17 protein-coding genes and 1 pseudogene are annotated in these 15,489 nt (G+C 72.2%); 12 read left to right on the top strand and 6 right to left on the bottom strand.

The features are described from left to right. Nucleotides 1-45 precede the first annotated feature (45 nt). The 4 genes and pseudogenes from ACK1X7_RS14235 to ACK1X7_RS14220 all read left to right on the top strand — a co-directional run. A pseudogene (locus ACK1X7_RS14235) lies at nt 46-249 on the top strand (hypothetical protein); the annotation flags it as partial. Nucleotides 250-316: 67 nt separating this feature from the next. Next, complete coding sequence (locus tag ACK1X7_RS14230) at nt 317-1,357, top strand: ABC transporter ATP-binding protein (RefSeq protein ID WP_390792946.1); 1,041 nt, start codon at nt 317-319, stop codon at nt 1,355-1,357. Nucleotides 1,358-1,525: 168 nt separating this feature from the next. After that, the gene (locus ACK1X7_RS14225; protein ID WP_390793034.1) at nt 1,526-2,380 is read left to right on the top strand and encodes an ABC transporter permease; all 855 of its coding nucleotides are present in this window, start codon (nt 1,526-1,528) and stop codon (nt 2,378-2,380) included. A 59-nt stretch (nt 2,381-2,439) separates the two neighbouring features. After that, nucleotides 2,440-3,168, top strand: coding sequence for an ABC transporter permease (locus ACK1X7_RS14220; RefSeq protein ID WP_385152696.1), 729 nt, complete (start codon nt 2,440-2,442; stop codon nt 3,166-3,168). Between the two features lie 780 nt (nt 3,169-3,948). Here the strand turns inward: ACK1X7_RS14220 and ybaK are convergent. The 3 genes from ybaK to ACK1X7_RS14205 form a co-directional block, all read right to left on the bottom strand. Continuing rightward, on the bottom strand, nt 3,949-4,446 hold the full coding sequence (gene ybaK / locus ACK1X7_RS14215; RefSeq protein ID WP_385152693.1) for a Cys-tRNA(Pro) deacylase: 498 nt from the start codon (nt 4,444-4,446) through the stop codon (nt 3,949-3,951). Between the two features lie 11 nt (nt 4,447-4,457). Beyond that, entirely contained in the window at nt 4,458-5,198 is a 741-nt protein-coding gene (locus ACK1X7_RS14210) for an LON peptidase substrate-binding domain-containing protein (RefSeq protein WP_385152690.1), read from the bottom strand. 78 nt (nt 5,199-5,276) lie between these two features. Continuing rightward, nucleotides 5,277-6,872 carry an oxidoreductase gene (locus ACK1X7_RS14205; RefSeq protein WP_385152687.1) on the bottom strand — a complete coding sequence of 532 codons (1,596 nt, stop codon included), beginning with the start codon at nt 6,870-6,872 and terminating at the stop codon, nt 5,277-5,279. Between the two features lie 156 nt (nt 6,873-7,028). Here ACK1X7_RS14205 and hisD point away from each other — a divergent pair, with 156 nt between their 5' ends. The 8 genes from hisD to hisF all read left to right on the top strand — a co-directional run bounded on the left by hisD (nt 7,029) and on the right by hisF (nt 13,037). Continuing rightward, nucleotides 7,029-8,354, top strand: coding sequence for a histidinol dehydrogenase (gene hisD, locus ACK1X7_RS14200; RefSeq protein ID WP_390792947.1), 1,326 nt, complete (start codon nt 7,029-7,031; stop codon nt 8,352-8,354). Further along, nucleotides 8,351-9,469: a histidinol-phosphate transaminase gene (locus ACK1X7_RS14195; RefSeq protein WP_385152681.1), complete on the top strand. Its 1,119-nt coding sequence runs from the start codon at nt 8,351-8,353 to the stop codon at nt 9,467-9,469. The genes hisD and ACK1X7_RS14195 overlap by 4 nt, the downstream gene beginning before the upstream one ends. Next, the gene (hisB, locus tag ACK1X7_RS14190; protein ID WP_014059975.1) at nt 9,466-10,059 is read left to right on the top strand and encodes an imidazoleglycerol-phosphate dehydratase HisB; all 594 of its coding nucleotides are present in this window, start codon (nt 9,466-9,468) and stop codon (nt 10,057-10,059) included. The genes ACK1X7_RS14195 and hisB overlap by 4 nt, the downstream gene beginning before the upstream one ends. A 174-nt stretch (nt 10,060-10,233) precedes the next feature. After that, complete coding sequence (locus tag ACK1X7_RS14185; RefSeq protein WP_162952980.1) at nt 10,234-10,398, top strand: hypothetical protein; 165 nt, start codon at nt 10,234-10,236, stop codon at nt 10,396-10,398. Further along, complete coding sequence (hisH, locus tag ACK1X7_RS14180) at nt 10,389-11,054, top strand: imidazole glycerol phosphate synthase subunit HisH (protein ID WP_385157605.1); 666 nt, start codon at nt 10,389-10,391, stop codon at nt 11,052-11,054. The genes ACK1X7_RS14185 and hisH overlap by 10 nt, the downstream gene beginning before the upstream one ends. 77 nt (nt 11,055-11,131) lie before the next feature. Then, nucleotides 11,132-11,863, top strand: a complete 732-nt coding sequence (gene priA / locus ACK1X7_RS14175) for a bifunctional 1-(5-phosphoribosyl)-5-((5-phosphoribosylamino)methylideneamino)imidazole-4-carboxamide isomerase/phosphoribosylanthranilate isomerase PriA (RefSeq protein WP_059145017.1) — start codon at nt 11,132-11,134, stop codon at nt 11,861-11,863. Then, nucleotides 11,860-12,270 carry a RidA family protein gene (locus tag ACK1X7_RS14170; protein ID WP_361505173.1) on the top strand — a complete coding sequence of 137 codons (411 nt, stop codon included), beginning with the start codon at nt 11,860-11,862 and terminating at the stop codon, nt 12,268-12,270. The genes priA and ACK1X7_RS14170 overlap by 4 nt, the downstream gene beginning before the upstream one ends. After that, nucleotides 12,267-13,037, top strand: a complete 771-nt coding sequence (gene hisF, locus ACK1X7_RS14165) for an imidazole glycerol phosphate synthase subunit HisF (RefSeq protein WP_385157602.1) — start codon at nt 12,267-12,269, stop codon at nt 13,035-13,037. The genes ACK1X7_RS14170 and hisF overlap by 4 nt, the downstream gene beginning before the upstream one ends. A gap of 72 nt (nt 13,038-13,109) precedes the next feature. Here the strand turns inward: hisF and ACK1X7_RS14160 are convergent, their stop codons facing one another. The 3 genes from ACK1X7_RS14160 to ACK1X7_RS14150 form a co-directional block, all read right to left on the bottom strand. Next, a complete protein-coding gene (locus ACK1X7_RS14160) occupies nt 13,110-14,165 on the bottom strand; it encodes a CU044_5270 family protein (protein WP_413115137.1) in 1,056 nt (351 codons plus the stop codon). Continuing rightward, on the bottom strand, nt 14,162-14,803 hold the full coding sequence (locus ACK1X7_RS14155; protein ID WP_385157596.1) for an RNA polymerase sigma factor: 642 nt from the start codon (nt 14,801-14,803) through the stop codon (nt 14,162-14,164). The genes ACK1X7_RS14160 and ACK1X7_RS14155 overlap by 4 nt, the downstream gene beginning before the upstream one ends. A gap of 271 nt (nt 14,804-15,074) precedes the next feature. Continuing rightward, the gene (locus ACK1X7_RS14150) at nt 15,075-15,440 is read right to left on the bottom strand and encodes a MerR family transcriptional regulator (RefSeq protein ID WP_385158266.1); all 366 of its coding nucleotides are present in this window, start codon (nt 15,438-15,440) and stop codon (nt 15,075-15,077) included. Between the last annotated feature and the right edge of the window lie 49 nt (nt 15,441-15,489).

Below are 15,489 nucleotides of genomic sequence, written 5' to 3'. Positions count from 1 at the left end.
CCGTCACCGTCACCCCGGCGGCGCAGCTCTCCGGCCCAGAACGTCACGATCGGCGGCACCTGTCTGCTCGACGCCACCGCGGTGGTCCTCGGCAGCGGGCCCACCCACGCCCCCGCCACCTTTGTGAACCTCTCCTCGACCCAGATCCTCTCCGTCGTGCCCGCGGTGCTCCCCGGGACGTACTCCGTTCTCGTCACGACCCCCGGTGGCACCGACACGGCCGGGCCGCCGAGCCTCCTCGTCCTGTGATCCTCCGATCCGTCCCCGAGGGCCCCGAGGACGGGAGCGGGTGTTTGGGCGCGTACCCTCATAGCTCGTGAGGACGGGCGCGAAACAGGCGACGAGTGGCGATGTGGTGTGCACCGTGCGCGGCCTGGTCAAGACCTATCCCGCGGCGCGCGGCCGCCGCGGCGCCCCCGCCACGCCCGCCGTCCGGGCCAGCGACGGCATCGACCTCGATGTGCTGCGCGGCGAGGTCTTCGGGCTGCTCGGGCCCAACGGCGCCGGCAAATCCACCCTCGTACGGCAGCTCACCGGCCTGCTGCGGCCCGACGAGGGCAGTGTGCGGGTGCTCGGCCACGATCTCGTACGCCACCCCGAGCGCGCCGCCCGGCTGCTGTGCTACCTCGGCCAGGACTCGACCGCCCTGGACGAGCTGACCGTCGCCCTCGCCGCCGAGACCACCGCGCGGCTGCGCGGGCTGGAGGCCCGCGCGGCCCGTGCCGAGCGGGACGCGGTGATCGAGGAGCTGGGGCTCGGGGAGATCGCCGGGCGCCCGCTGAAGAAGCTCTCCGGCGGCCAGCGGCGGCTGGCCTGCGTCGCCGCCGCGCTGGTGGGGGAGCGGCCGCTGCTGGTGCTGGACGAGCCCACCAGCGGAATGGACCCCGTCGCCCGGCGCGCCGTATGGGCGGCCGTGGACCGGCGGCGGGCCGAGCGGGGGGTGACCGTGGTGCTGGTCACCCACAATGTGATCGAGGCGGAAACGGTTCTGGACCGGGTCGCCGTGCTGGACCGCGGCAAGGTCATCGCCTGCGACACGCCCGCCGGGCTGAAGGCGCTGGTCGCCGACGAGGTGCGGCTGGAGCTGGTGTGGCGCACCGAGCCGCCGCTGGAGGTGCCCGAGGTCGCCGCCCTGCGGAGCGCCGCCGAGGCGGCCCGGGCCGCCGGTGGCGTCTCCGGGCGGCGCTGGACGCTCCGGCTCCCGCCGGACGAGGCGCGCGCCGCCATCGCCACCGTGACCGGTGGCCCCGCCTTCGCCGCGCTGGACGATTTCACCCTTGCCACGCCGAGCCTGGAGGATGTGTACATCGCCCTGGGCGGCCGTGCGGAGGGCGCGGAGGGGCTGGTGAAGGCGTGACCGCCGGGGTGAGCCGGTGAACACGTCGGCGACCGTGACCGTAAGAGCCGTAGAGGCGAAGAGGAGCCGCGCAACGTGAGTGTCATGCCCGCCGTGTCCGGTGTATCCGGTGTGTCCGGGGCCACTGCTGTGCCTGGTGCGCCTGGTGTGTCCGGTGCTTCCGCCGGGCTGCCCAGTGCGCCCGGTGCCTCGTCCGGTGCCTCCGGTACGTCCGGTGCCTCCGGTACGTCGGGGGCGTCCGGTGCGTCCGGTGAGGCCGGGGACATCCCCGCGCCGCTGGCGGCGCGGGCGCGGCTCCTCCCCGCGCTCGCCGCGGTCTACCGGGCCCAGCTCTCGCGGGCCCGGGTGGCCCGGATACCGCTGCTCTTCGTGGCCACCTTCCAGTCCATCGGGATCATGATCCTGATGCGCGGGGTGGTGGACGGCGGGAGCGAGGCTCGGGCCGTGGTGGCCGGGTCGAGCGTGCTGGTCGTCGCCTTCGTGGCGCTCAACCTGCTCGCCCAGTACTTCGGCCAGCTCCGGGCCAGCGGCGGGCTCGACCACTACGCGACCCTGCCGGTGCCGCCCTCGGCCGTGGTGCTCGGGGCGGCCGCCGCGTACGCCTCCTTCACCGTGCCCGGGACCATCGTCACCGCGGTCATGGGCAGTGTGCTCTTCCAACTGCCCATGACGCATCTGTGGATCCTCCTCGCCGTGATCCCGCTCTCCGGCGCCGCCCTCGCCGGACTCGGCGCCGTGCTGGGGCTGCTCGCCCCGCGTCAGGAACTCGCCACGCTGTGCGGGCAGTTGGGGATGTCCGCCGCGCTGCTGCTGGGAGTGCTGCCCGCGGACCGGATGCCGCAGGTGGTGTCGTACGCACGCGATCTGCTGCCGTCGACGTACGGTGTGGAGGCCCTGGCCCGGGCCTTCGACGGGCAGCCCGACTGGTGGGTGGTCTGTGCCGACCTCGGGGTGTGCGCCGGGGTGGCCGTGGTGTCCCTCGCCGCCGCGACCTGGGCCTATCGGCGGGCGGCCGTGCGGTGACGCGCCGCAGCGAACGTCCCGCCGACCGAACTACGCCGTCCGCCTGGCACGATGACGGGGTGACCGCACCGTTGACGCCACATGATCCGCCTCCGCCGCACGAGGACCCCGCCGAGGGCCGCCCCCCGGCCCACGGGCAGTCCGCCGGGGACTCCTCCGTGCCGAATCCCTCGGGGTACCCGGAGCACCCTTCCGGGCATCCAGGGGGCTCGGAGCACCCCGAGCACCCCGAGCACTCGGAGTACTCCGAGCCGGGGCCCGAGTTGCGCGCCGAACTGGTGCAGGCGTCGCTGGTCGCCATCGCGGTGGCGGTCTCCGGGGTGCTCCTGGGGCTGCTGTGGCTGTGGTTGGCGCCGAAGGTTCCCCTGGTCTCGGACGGCACCGCCGTCTATCTGAAGAACTCGGAAGGGGAGGACGCGATCGGCGCGGACGGTGTGTTCACGCTGCTCGGACTCGCCTTCGGGGCCGTCTCGGCCCTCATCGTCTTTCTGCTCTTCCGCCACGGCGGTATCGCGCTGGTCATCGGCCTGGCGATCGGCGGGGTCCTCGCCTCGGTGATCGCCTGGCGGCTGGGCCTCTGGCTGGGCCCCACCTCGGACGTCGTGGCCCACGCCAAGGAGGCCGGTAAGGGCGTCACCTTCGACGGGCCGCTGAAGCTGGGCGCGAAGGGTGCGCTGCTGGCGTGGTCGGTGGCGGCGATGGTGATCCATTTGGCGCTGACGGGGCTGTTCGGTCCCCGGGATCCGGAGCCTGCGTTGCCGTCGGTGGCTAGCCCGGGAGCGCGCTAGGGGGCTGTCCGGCGGTACGTGACGCCTGCGGCGGGCTGTTCCCCTCCCCGCCCCTTCTCGCGGCCATCGATTTGCGGCTCCGCCGCGTGGTGGGGGGCTGCCTCGGACTCCGGGTTCGGGGGCTGTTCCCCGCCCCTTCTCGCGGCCATCGATTTGCGGCTCCGCCGCGTGGTGGGGTTCCGCCCCAGGCCCCGGGTTCGGGGGGCTGTTCCCCTACCCGCCCCTTCCCGAAACTGGGGCTCCGCCCCAGGCCCCGGGTTCCGGGGACGGGGCTTCTGGTTTCGGGCGGCGGTGGGCGGGCTGTTCCGCTCCCCGGCTCCTTGCCGCAGCGTTGATTCGCGGCTCCGCCGCGTGGTGGGGCTCCGCCCCAGGCCCCGGACCCCGGGATGGGGCTTCTGGTGTAGGGCGGCGGTGGGCGGGCTGATTCCCTCCCCGCCCCTTCCCGAAACTGGGGCTCCGCCCCAGGCCCCAGGCCCCAAGCCCCGGGATGGGGCTTCTGGTGTCGGCGGCGGTGGGCAGGCTGTTCCCCTTCTCGGGCCTTTGCCGTGGCATCGGTTTGTGGCTCCGCCGCGTGGTGGGGCTCCGCCCCAGAGCCCGGGGTCCAGGGGCGGAGCCCCTGGTATCGGGAAGGGGCGGGTAGGGGAAAGATCCGCCGGACACCCCCGCAGGCCGCCGCCTGGGCGGCTACGGAGCCACGCGCGGGCGTCGGATGCCATGAGCGGGCACCACGCGGTACGAGCGGGCGCCGGGCGCCAGGGCACCGCAAGAGCGCTGGAAGCGCTATGCGCGGGCGATCGGTGCCAGTACCGCGTCCGTAAGCGACGCCAGGTCCCCCGGCGCCAGCTCGACCTCCAGCCCCCGGCGGCCCGCCGAGACGCAGATCGTCTCGTAGCCGGTGGCCGACTCGTCCAGGGCCGTGGGCAGGCGCTTGCGCTGGCCGAGGGGGGAGATTCCGCCCCGCACATAGCCCGTGGTGCGTTCGGCCGCCGCGGGGTCCGCCATCGTGGCGCGCTTGCCTCCCACCGCCGAGGCGAGCGCCTTGAGGTCGAGCGTGGCCGAGACCGGCACGATGGCGACCGTAAGGCGGTCATCGACGCTCGCGACAAGGGTTTTGAAGACCCGGCCCGGTTCGACGCCGAGCGCCTGGGCGGCCTCCTCGCCGTAGGAGGGGGCCGCCGGGTCGTGCTCGTAGGAGTGCAGGGTGAATTCCGTGCCCGCCGCGGTGAGGGCGGTGGTGGCGGGGGTGCCCGCCGAGGTCTTCTTGGTCTTCTTGGGCATATTCGTCCGCGTCAGTTGGGGCTGGTGGGACCGCGGGTCAGATCGACGGCCGGCAGCGACGGGAGCTTACCGATGACGGCGCTCTCGGCGCGAAGGAGTTTCAGCTCGTCGGCCAGCCGGCTCGCCGTGTCCGGCGCCTGTAGCAGCCGCTGCTTCGCGGGCGTGTCGAGCACGGCCGCGGCCGCCACCAGGTAGGAGAGCACGGACGGTTCGCCCGGCAGGTCCTGCTCGTTCGCCAGGGTCCGCTCACGAGCGCCCGCGAGCCGCTTCTGGTACATGCGGAAGGCCCGTACGACCCCCGAGGCCAGCGCCCCGGCACCCTCGCCCTGCTCCTCCTCCAGCTCCTTGACCTCGGCCGTCAGATAGGGGCCTGAGGAGTCCACGGAGACCAGTTCGAAGCGGGTGGTGCCGGTGGCCAGCACCTCGAAGGTGCCGCCCTCCTGTTCCCGGATGGTGGCCGCGTCGGCCACGCACCCCACGGCGTAGAAGGACTTGGCGGGATCCGGTCCGAACCCGGCCGTGGGGCCGGGGTCCGGCCGCGTGACGGAGTCCGGGAGGCCGACCGCGCTCGGGGCGACCTCATGGCCGTCCCGGATCGCGATCACTCCGAACCGGCGCGGCGCGTCCTCGGGGAGCGCCGACAAATCGCGCATCAGGGAGCGGTACCGCTGCTCGAAGACGTTCAGGGGCATGACGAGCCCCGGGAACAGCACCGTGTTCAGCGGGAAGAGCGGAAGGCGCGCGGAGGTCACGGGGCGTAAGCCTAATGGCCCCGCGCGTTTCCTTTCACTGGCGCCGCAGCAGTCGGTCCCCGGCGCCGCGGCAGTCGGTCACTGGCGCCGCAGCAGCCGGGACGCACCGGCGGCGACCGCGGTGGCCAGCACCCACCCCAGCAGGATCATGACGATGGACGCCCATTGGACGGCGCCGACCGGTTTCCAGTAGCCGTCCATGCCCAGATCGATCACCGGGATCAGCAGATCGAGCGTGTACAGCGAGGCGTTCCAGTGCGGGGATTCATCCGGCTTGAGCGCCTCCGGCCGGTTGTGGGCGAAGAACACCGAGCCGACCGCCCACAGCACCGCCATCCACACCGCGGCCCGGCCCGGGCGGTACCCGTAGGCCACCGTCCAGTCCTGGAGATAGCCCCAGACCTTCCCGGCGAGCGGCAGCGTCTCCCGGCGGCGGCGCTGCTTGGCGAGCTGCACCTCGCGCGCGTCGGCGTCCTCGCCGCTGGCCCGCATCGTGTTGGCCAGCATCTCGTACGGCTCGGGCGCGTACTCGGGGGTCGCCGCGGCCACCCACTCCAGCCGCCGGGCCAGCGGGAAGTGGCCGCGCGGAATCAGGCACTCATAGCTGAACCCGGCCATGGTCAGCCCGCCCGGCCCCGGCCAGCTCACCGACTTGTCGACAAGATTGACCACCCGGGCGCCGGAGAGGATCACCCGTCCACGCTGCGGCCGCTCCCCGAGGAATCGCAGCTCGGGGGTCTGGACCCGGCGCAGCGAAAGCTCCTGGTCGTTCTCCATGATGAAGCGGGCCTGGTCGAAGTCGATCGCGTCGCCGATCCGCCCGTCGTCCAGCCGGATCCCGCCCTCGCATTCGAAGCGCTGGATCCGGGTGCCCCGGGTGGGAGTGGAGGCGGTGCCGTACGGCGGGGTGGAGCCGCTGGAGTAGGTGCTCACCCCGCCCGCGGTGAGATAGAGGCTGCGCTCCACGGTGAGCTGCGGTGCGTTGAGCGCGCGGCGGCCGTAAGGGTTGCGCAGCCGGCTGCCGCGCAGGCTGAGCGACACCCCGATCTGCGCCCCGCGCAGGCTCAGCTCGCCATAGGACTCGATCATGTCGGCCTGGAAGTCCTGGGCGACGGTCAGCCCGTCGGCGCTGATCGACATGCCCCGGCGGTCGCGGCGCACGATGAGCTGGTTGAGCAGTAAATCCGTGCCGATATGGGCGTCGGTGAGCCGGATCCCGTGTTCGACCACACAGCGCGGCAGATGGAGATCGCCCTCGGTGCGCAGCCGGGCCGCCTCCAGCCGTGGAAGGGCGCAGCCCACCAGGCGCAGGGTGGTGAACTGCGCCTCGGGGAGCAGCACCTCCCGCTCGAAGCGGCAGTTCTTCAGCTCCACATAGGGCTCGATGTTCCCGCCGGCCAGGTCGAGCGTGCCGGTGATGTGCACCCCGTTGAGCTTGAGCGCGGCGACCCGGCCCGGCTGCGCGGGCGGCCCGTCCAGCAGCAGCAGGGCCACGACACGCGCACGGACACTGCGCTCCGGGCCCCAGGCATACGGGCCGGAGGGGTCGTTCCGCTGGGGGTGCGAGGTGCGCAGATCATGGGTGCTGCCATTGCGGAACGCCTGCCACATGCCCCATTCGGCGGTGGTCAGGTCGAGGCCCGGGGGTGGGTCGCCATCGTGCGGCTCGGTCACAGCCGTGTCCCCTCCTGATTCTCCGTGTCCCCGTACGGAGCACATTCCCGCTGAGTAACCGGTTGAACGCCAACGGTCAGGGTCAACTTAGGGCGTCCGTATCACTGACTGATACGGGGGGAGGGGCGTCGTGGCGGGTCTGAGACAATTGATCGCGTGATCTCCCGTATCGATCTGCGCGGTGCCGCCTTCCCGGAAGGCGGGATCGACCGCGACCTGCTGCCCCGTGCCGAGCTCGACGTCGAGGCCGCCCTGGAGAAGGTGCGGCCCATCTGCGACGACGTGCGCCATCGCGGTACCGCTGCGCTGATCGACTACGCCCATCGGTTCGACGGCGTCGTCATAGAACGGGTGCGGGTCCCCGTGGAGGCGCTGGAGCGCGCCCTGACGGAGCTGGACCCGGCCGTGCGCGCCGCCCTGGAGGAGTCCGTCCGGCGGGCCCGGCTGGTCCACCGCGACCAGCGGCGCACCGACCACACCACCCAAGTGGTGCCGGGCGGCACGGTCACCGAGCGCTGGGTGCCGGTCGAGCGCGTCGGGCTGTACGTACCGGGCGGGCGCTCGGTCTACCCCTCCTCCGTGGTGATGAACGTGGTGCCCGCGCAGGAGGCCGGGGTCGGCTCGATGGCCGTCGCCTCCCCGCCGCAGGCGGAGTTCGGCGGGCTGCCGCACCCCACGATCCTCGCGGCGTGCGCGCTGCTGGGCGTGGACGAGGTGTACGCGGCGGGCGGCGCCCAGGCCGTCGCCATGTTCGCCTACGGCACCGAGGACTGCCGCCCGGTCTCCATGGTGACCGGGCCGGGCAACATCTTCGTGGCCGCGGCCAAGCGGCTGCTCAAGGGCCGGATCGGCATCGACGCCGAGGCCGGGCCGACCGAGATCGCCATCCTCGCCGACGCCACCGCCGACCCGGTGCATGTGGCCGCGGACCTGATCAGCCAGGCCGAGCACGATCCGCTGGCCGCCTCCGTGCTGGTCACCGACTCCGAGGAGCTGGCCGCGGCGGTCGAGAAGGAGCTGGACGTCCAGCTCGGGGCCACCAAGCATGTCGAGGACCGGATCCGTCCGGCGCTGTCCGGGCGGCAGTCCGGCATCGTGCTGGTCGACGGCCTCGAGCAGGGTCTGGCCGTGGTGGACGCGTACGCGGCCGAGCATCTGGAGATCCAGACCGAGGACGCGGCGGCCGTCGCGGCCCGGGTGCGCAACGCCGGGGCGATCTTCGTCGGGGCCTTTTCGCCGGTGTCGCTCGGCGACTACGCGGCGGGCTCCAACCATGTGCTGCCCACCGGCGGCTGCGCCTGCCACTCCTCGGGGCTGTCCGTGCAGTCGTTCCTGCGCGGCATCCATGTGGTGGACTACAGCCGGGAGGCGCTGGCCGAGATCGCCGGGCATGTGGTGACGCTGGCCGAGGCGGAGGATCTGCCCGCCCACGGCGCCGCGGTGAAGGCAAGGTTCGACTGGAAGGTGCCACCGAGCAAGTGACCGGCATTGACGATCTCCCGATCCGGGACGAGCTCCGTGGTAAATCCCCGTACGGCGCCCCGCAGCTCGAGGTGCCCGTACGGCTGAACACCAACGAGAACCCCTATCCGCTGCCCGAGCCGCTGGTCGCCCGCATCGCCGAGCGGGTCACCGAGGCGGCCCGGAACCTCAACCGCTACCCGGACCGGGACGCGGTCGAGCTCCGTACCGAGCTGGCCCGCTATCTGAGCCGCACGGCCGGTCTCGAAGTCGGCGTCGCCCAGGTCTGGGCGGCCAACGGGTCCAATGAGGTGCTCCAGCAGTTGCTTCAGACCTTCGGCGGGCCGGGGCGCACCGCGATCGGCTTCGAGCCCTCGTACTCGATGCACGCGCTCATCTCGCGCGGCACCGGCACCGGCTGGATTTCCGGTCCCCGGAACGCCGATTTCACCATCGATGTCGATGCCGCCCGTAAGGCCATCGCCGAGCACCGCCCCGATGTCGTCTTCATCACCTCGCCGAACAACCCGACGGGGACGGCCGTCGCGGCCGAGACGGTGCTGGCGCTCTACGAGGCGGCCCAGGCCGCCAGGGCGGACGCCGCCGGGGCGCTCGTCGTCGTGGACGAGGCGTACGGGGAGTTCAGCCACCGGCCGTCGCTGCTGCCGCTGATCGAGGGGCGGCCCCGGCTGGTGCTCTCGCGCACCATGTCCAAGGCGTTCGGCGCGGCCGGGCTGCGGCTCGGCTATCTCGCCGCCGATCCGGCGGTCGTCGACGCCGTCCAGCTCGTCCGGCTGCCGTACCACCTCTCCGCCGTCACCCAGGCCACCGCGCTGGCCGCCCTGGAGCACACCGATACGCTGCTGGGGTACGTCGAGGCGCTGAAGGCCGAGCGCGACCGGCTGGTGAGCGAGCTGCGCACGCTGGGCTGCGAGGTGACCGACTCCGACGCCAACTTCGTCCAGTTCGGCCGCTTCGAGGACGCCCACGCGGCGTGGCAGGGCCTGCTGGACCGGGGCGTCCTGGTCCGTGACAACGGCGTACCGGGCCGGCTGCGGGTCACCGCGGGCACCCCGGCCGAGAACGACGCGTTCCTCGACGCGGTACGCGAGCTGATGAAGGAGAAGAGCGCATGACCCGCGTGGGACGTGTGGAGCGCACGACCAAGGAGACCTCGGTCGTCGTCGAGATCGATCTCGACGGCACCGGCCAGGTCGATGTGTCGACAGGTGTCGGCTTCTACGACCACATGCTCGACCAGCTCGGCCGCCACGGGCTCTTCGACCTCACGGTCAAGACCGAGGGCGACCTGCACATCGACACCCACCACACCATCGAGGACACCGCCCTCGCGCTCGGCGCCGCCTTCAAGCAGGCGCTCGGCGACAAGGTGGGCATCTACCGGTTCGGCAACTGCACGGTGCCGCTGGACGAGTCGCTGGCCCAGGTGACGGTCGACCTCTCCGGCCGCCCGTACCTGGTGCACACCGAGCCGGAGAACATCGCGCCGATGATCGGCACCTACGACACCACGATGACCCGGCACATCCTGGAGTCCTTCGTGGCCCAGGCGCAGATCGCCCTGCATGTCCACGTCCCGTACGGGCGCAACGCACACCACATCGTGGAGTGCCAGTTCAAGGCCCTGGCGCGGGCCCTGCGCTACGCCAGCGAGCGCGACCCCCGCGCCGCCGGGATCCTCCCCTCCACGAAGGGGGCACTGTGAGCGTCGCACGCGCGGCCGCCCGGCCGCGGATGGCACGCGACCCGCGCTTTCGCCGCGCGGGCGGAGAAGCGAACGAGGTAAGGCTGTGAGCGTCGCACGCGCGGCCGCCGGGCCGCGGATGGCACGCGACCCGCGCTTTCGCCGCGCGGGCGGAGAAGCGAACGAGGTAGCGTCTTGAACGGCTTGTCGACCGTGTTCATCCTCGTGGGGCTGTTTCTGCTCGGCGGGGTCATCTCCTTCGTCAAGCAGGGCATCTCCAAGAGCATCGTCACGCTGCTCGGGATCGGTGCCACGATGGCGCTGCTCGCCGGGATCCTGCGGCTTGAGGTATGGAATTGAGCGACCTGACGAACAGCACGACCGCGAAGAACGTCGTCGTCTTCGACTACGGATTCGGCAACGTACGCTCCGCCGAGCGGGCCCTCGCCCATGTCGGCGCGCAGGTCGAGATCACCCGTGACTACGACAAGGCCATGGCCGCCGACGGCCTCCTCGTCCCCGGTGTCGGCGCCTTCGCCGCCTGCATGAACGGGCTGCGTGAGGCGCGCGGCGACTGGATCGTGGGGCGCCGGCTGTCCGGCGGCCGTCCGGTCATGGGCATCTGCGTCGGTATGCAGATCCTCTTCGGGCGCGGTATCGAGCACGGCGTCGAAGCCGAGGGCCTGGACGAATGGCCCGGCACGGTCGAGCCGCTGCGCGCCCCCGTCGTCCCCCATATGGGCTGGAACACGGTCAAGGCGCCCGGGGACTCACAGCTCTTCGCGGGCCTGGACGAGGGCGAGCGGTACTACTTCGTCCACTCCTACGCGGTCCGCACCTGGGAGCTCGAGGTCACCAACGCCCATATGCCCTCTCCCAAGGTCACCTGGGCCACCCATGGCGAGCCGTTCGTCGCCGCCGTGGAGAACGGCCCGCTGTGGGCCACCCAGTTCCACCCCGAGAAGTCGGGTGACGCCGGAGCGCGGCTGCTCCGCAACTGGCTCGACACCCTCTGACCGGCCCGCGCCGGTCCCGGTCCGCACCTGCCCGCACCACCCGCACCGCCCGCACGCTCTCACCGAAGGTTGTCCGCATGCGCTCGAACCGCCTCGAACTCCTCCCCGCCGTCGATGTCCGCGACGGCCAGGCCGTCCGCCTCGTCCATGGCGAGTCCGGCTCCGAGACGTCGTACGGCGACCCGATGGAGGCCGCCCTGGCCTGGCAGCGGGCGGGCGCCGAATGGCTGCACCTGGTGGACCTCGACGCCGCCTTCGGCACCGGGGACAACCGCGAGCAGATCGCCGAGGTGGCCCGCGCCATGAACCTCAGGGTCGAGCTGTCCGGCGGCATCCGCGACGACGCCTCGCTGTCCGCCGCCCTGGCCACCGGCTGCGCCCGGGTGAACCTCGGCACGGCCGCCCTGGAGTCCCCGGAATGGGTCGCCAAGGTCATCGCCGAGCACGGCGACCTGATCGCGGTGGGCCTCGATGTGCGCGGCACCACGCTGCGCGGCCGCGGCTGGACCCGGGACGGCGGCGATCTGTACGAGACGCTGGCCCGCCTCGACTCCGAGGGCTGCGCCCGCTACGTGGTCACCGACATCGCCAAGGACGGCACCCTCCAGGGCCCCAACCTGGAGCTGCTGCGCAATGTCTGCGCCGCGACCGAAAAGCCCGTCGTCGCCTCCGGCGGCGTTTCCTCACTCGACGACCTGCGTGCCCTTGCGACTCTGGTACCGGAAGGTGTCGAGGGCGCCATCGTGGGCAAGGCACTCTACGCCAAGGCGTTCACCTTGGAAGAGGCGTTGGAGGCGGTATCCGTATGACCTCACCCGAGTCCGCGCGGCGGGTCCAGACCGGCAGCCCCTGGGAGGAGACCATCGGGTTCGCCCGGGCCGTCGAGGTCGGTGACCTGGTGCTCGTCGCCGGGACGATGCCGCTGGCGGAGCGCGGCGTACTGGAGGGCGAGGGGGATCCGTACGAGCAGACGCTCGCCGCCTTCCGCCATGCGCTGGACGCGCTGAAGAAGTTCGACCTGGGCGTCGAATCGGTGGTCCGCACCCGTATGTACCTCACCCACGCCCGCGACGTGGACGAAGTGGGCCGCGCCCACAAGCAGCTCTTCGACGCCGTACGCCCCGCCGCGACGCTGGTCGTGGTGTCCGGTTTCGTCGACTCGCGCGTCCTGGTGGAAGTCGAACTGGAAGCATTCCGAGGAGCACGACAGTCATGACCCTGGCGGTCCGAGTCATCCCCTGCCTGGACGTGGACAACGGCCGGGTCGTCAAGGGCGTCAACTTCCAGAATCTGCGCGACGCGGGCGACCCGGTCGAGATGGCCAAGGTCTACGGCGAGGAGGGCGCGGACGAGCTGACCTTCCTCGACATCACCGCCTCCTCGGGCGACCGCGAGACCACCTACGACGTGGTCCGCCGCACCGCCGAGCAGGTCTTCATCCCGCTGACGGTCGGCGGCGGCGTGCGCACCCCGGAGGACGTCGACAAGCTGCTGCGCGCCGGGGCGGACAAGGTCGGCGTCAACACCGCCGCCATCGCCCGCCCCGAGCTCATCCGCGAGATCTCCCAGCGCTTCGGCAGCCAGGTGCTCGTCCTCTCGGTCGACGCCCGCCGCTGTCCCGAAGGGACGGTGACCCCCTCCGGCTACGAGGTCACCACCCATGGCGGCCGCCGCGGCACCGGCATCGACGCCGTCGAATGGGCCCATCGCGCGGCGGAGCTGGGCGCGGGGGAGGTCCTGCTGAATTCCATGGACGCGGACGGCACCAAGGACGGCTATGACACGGCCATGATCGAGGCCGTCCGCAAGCACGTCACCATCCCGGTCATCGCCAGCGGCGGCGCGGGCAAGCTGGCCGACTTCGCGCCGGCGGTCGCGGCGGGTGCCGACGCGGTGCTGGCGGCGTCCGTCTTCCACTTCGGCGATCTGCGGATCGGCCAGGTGAAGGACGCGCTGCGGGAGTCGGGCCACCCGGTCCGCTGAGGGATCCACGCCTGCGGCGGGGGCCACCGTACGGTGACCCCCGCCGCGTCGGCTCTCAGGACGTCACGGGCGTCACTTCGTGATGCCGCCGCCCTGCGGCCGCTGGCGGTAGTGGTCGACGATCCCGTGCTTCAGGATGGCGTACTCCGCCAGGACGTCACCCTTCTTGCCCGCCGCGAAGTCCTTCGTCCGGTAGCTGCGGTCACCGAAGTAGGCGAGGCTGTCCCGGTCGAAGACCCACTCGGTGGCGACCCACGTCCGCTTGTCGACGCGGGCGATGGCGAACCCGTGGCGGCCCGCCGCGTCCACCGCGTCCTCCTGCCGCGTCACCCCGGGGATCTTCGCGGCGGCCTTGTACAGCGCGGCGGCGTTCTCCGGCGGCATCACATCGCCCAGCAACCGACCGATCTGGTCGAAGACGGCCTGGGCCTTCTCCTGGCCGTCCTCTGCCTCGGTCATCCGGTAGAGCTCCTTGAGCAGGACGTCCGGGTCGGTCGGCAGGGACGCCAGCCACTGGTACGTGGGGCGGTCGATGCCCGCCGTGGACCCGCCCAGTTCGTACATCGGCGAGTAGCCCCCGGCATCGTGTATCTCGCCGGTCTTGGTGATCCGCTTCACCTGCTGCGACTTCCAGACCTCGCGCTCGGCCCGCGGCTCCAGCTTGGAGGCGCCGTTCTCCTTCATCTCGGCCCCGGCCCCGACGCTCTTGACGTAGACGAACTGGTCCTGGCGCACCGGCTGGACGTCCGACTTCGCCGCGGTCCCGGCGATCCGGTCGAGCAGGACGGTGGCGGACTCGCGGGGCTGGGCGGCGCTGTCGCCGGACCCTCCGCCCCCGGTGAAGGTGACGGCCAGCGCCCCGGCCAGCGCCAGGGCCGCGGCGGGCATCACCAGCGCGGGGCGCAGCAGCCGCGGCCGGGCCTTCCGGGCGGGGGCGGTGGCGGGGGTGCGGTTCTGGTCGTCATCGATGAGCTGCATCAAACGGTCCTTGTGGTGGAGGTAGGGCTCGGAGGGAACGTCCCGCTCGGCCGGGGTGGGAAGCAGCCGGGCCAGTTCCTCGCGCTCCGCTTCCTCGTGCTCCGCTTCCTGGTGCTCGGCCCGGTCGGGCCCGGAGCCGGCGGCGTTCATCGGGGTTCCTCCTGAAACTCCTGATAGGGCAGGGCCGCGAACGCGGCCTCACGCTGTACCTCTCCGCGACGGTGTGGCGGTTCCGTCCCTTCTTCCGCGAGCCGCTGCTCGGCGAGCTTGCGCAGCCGGGCGCGGGCCCGGGACAGCCGCGAGCGCACGGTGCCCACCGGAATCCCCAGCGCCTGGGCGGCCTGCGCGTAGTCCAGCCCGGACCATACGCACAGCGCCAGCACCTCCTGCTCGCCGCGCCGCAGCCGGCCGTAGACCGTCCGCACGGCGGCCAGCCGGCGGGCGTCGTCGATCCGCCCGGCGGTCTCGTCGGCGAAGTCCGCCACCGGGGCGGGGGCCGGGCGGCGGGCCAGGAAGGCCAGGCGTCTGCCGATGCCGCGGTTGGCGTTGCGGGCCTTGTTCGTCGCCACGCCCAGCAGCCACGGTTTCAGCGTGCCCTCGCCCGGCTCCAGTTGCTCTCGGGTACGCCAGGCGTCGAGGAACGTGTCCCCCATCACCTCCTCGGCCACCGACCAGTTGCCGGTCAGCCGGTAGGCATGGTTGTAGACCGCGCGCGCGTACTCTGCGTAGAGTTCTGCGAACGCCTCGCGGTCACCCGCTCGTACCCGCGCTCGCAGGTCATCACTCATGTTGTTCACACCTCACACCCGTGCCTCTCCGCACGGCGGAGGTGGTTCCCGTGACCTGTGCCACATATGGGGTGCGGGCGCTTACGAGGTGTCCGGCGCGTGGCAGGGGCATCGCCCCTGGACCTCGGGGTCTGGGGCGGAGCTCCCACGCGGCGGAGCCGCATATCGACGCTGTGTGGGAAGGGGCGGGGAGGGGGAAGCATCGATATGCGGCTCCGCCGCGTGGCCCGCCGCAGGCGTCACGGCCCGCCGGATACCCCTGGGCGCTCGGCTACTCGGCCGGGACGGACGCCGCCTCGATCACCTCGTCCAGGACATCGCGGGAGCGGAGCAGGTCCGCGATCATGCGGTCGATGCGCTCCCGCTCCACCGTCAGATCGGAGACCAACTGCCCGTTGGCCGTCCGCGACGGGCCGCCGTCCGCATCCCGCATGCAGGGGAGCAGTTGGGCGATCTTCTCGCTGCACAGCCCGGCGGCGAAGAGCTCCTGGATGCGGATGACCCGGTCCACCGCGCCCTCGGGGTACTCGCGATGGCCGCCCGGCGTACGCTCGGCCGTCATCAGGCCCTGCTTCTCGTAATAGCGCAGGGAGCGCTCGCTCACGCTGGTGCGCCGAGCCAGTTCGCCGATCCGCATGCTCACCTCGTCCGCCGGGCCGGGATGTGACTCCGGGACTTGAATCTGA

The sequence above is a fragment of the Streptomyces sp. CY-1 genome, assembly GCF_047218265.1.
Classification (GTDB): Bacteria; Actinomycetota; Actinomycetes; order Streptomycetales; family Streptomycetaceae; genus Streptomyces; species Streptomyces niphimycinicus.
This window is presented reverse-complemented; position numbering and strand designations above follow the sequence as displayed.

Bases quoted from the DNA above. Each gene is read 5' to 3' on its own strand.
- ACK1X7_RS14160 (WP_413115137.1), bottom strand. From the start codon at position 14,165: ATGAACGCCGCCGGCTCCGGGCCCGACCGGGCCGAGCACCAGGAAGCG.
- ACK1X7_RS14155 (WP_385157596.1), bottom strand. From the start codon at position 14,803: ATGAGTGATGACCTGCGAGCGCGGGTACGAGCGGGTGACCGCGAGGCG.
- hisF (WP_385157602.1), top strand. From the start codon at position 12,267: ATGACCCTGGCGGTCCGAGTCATCCCCTGCCTGGACGTGGACAACGGC.
- ybaK (WP_385152693.1), bottom strand. From the start codon at position 4,446: ATGCCCAAGAAGACCAAGAAGACCTCGGCGGGCACCCCCGCCACCACC.
- ACK1X7_RS14150 (WP_385158266.1), bottom strand. From the start codon at position 15,440: ATGCGGATCGGCGAACTGGCTCGGCGCACCAGCGTGAGCGAGCGCTCC.
- ACK1X7_RS14170 (WP_361505173.1), top strand. From the start codon at position 11,860: ATGACCTCACCCGAGTCCGCGCGGCGGGTCCAGACCGGCAGCCCCTGG.
- hisH (WP_385157605.1), top strand. From the start codon at position 10,389: ATGGAATTGAGCGACCTGACGAACAGCACGACCGCGAAGAACGTCGTC.
- hisB (WP_014059975.1), top strand. From the start codon at position 9,466: ATGACCCGCGTGGGACGTGTGGAGCGCACGACCAAGGAGACCTCGGTC.
- priA (WP_059145017.1), top strand. From the start codon at position 11,132: ATGCGCTCGAACCGCCTCGAACTCCTCCCCGCCGTCGATGTCCGCGAC.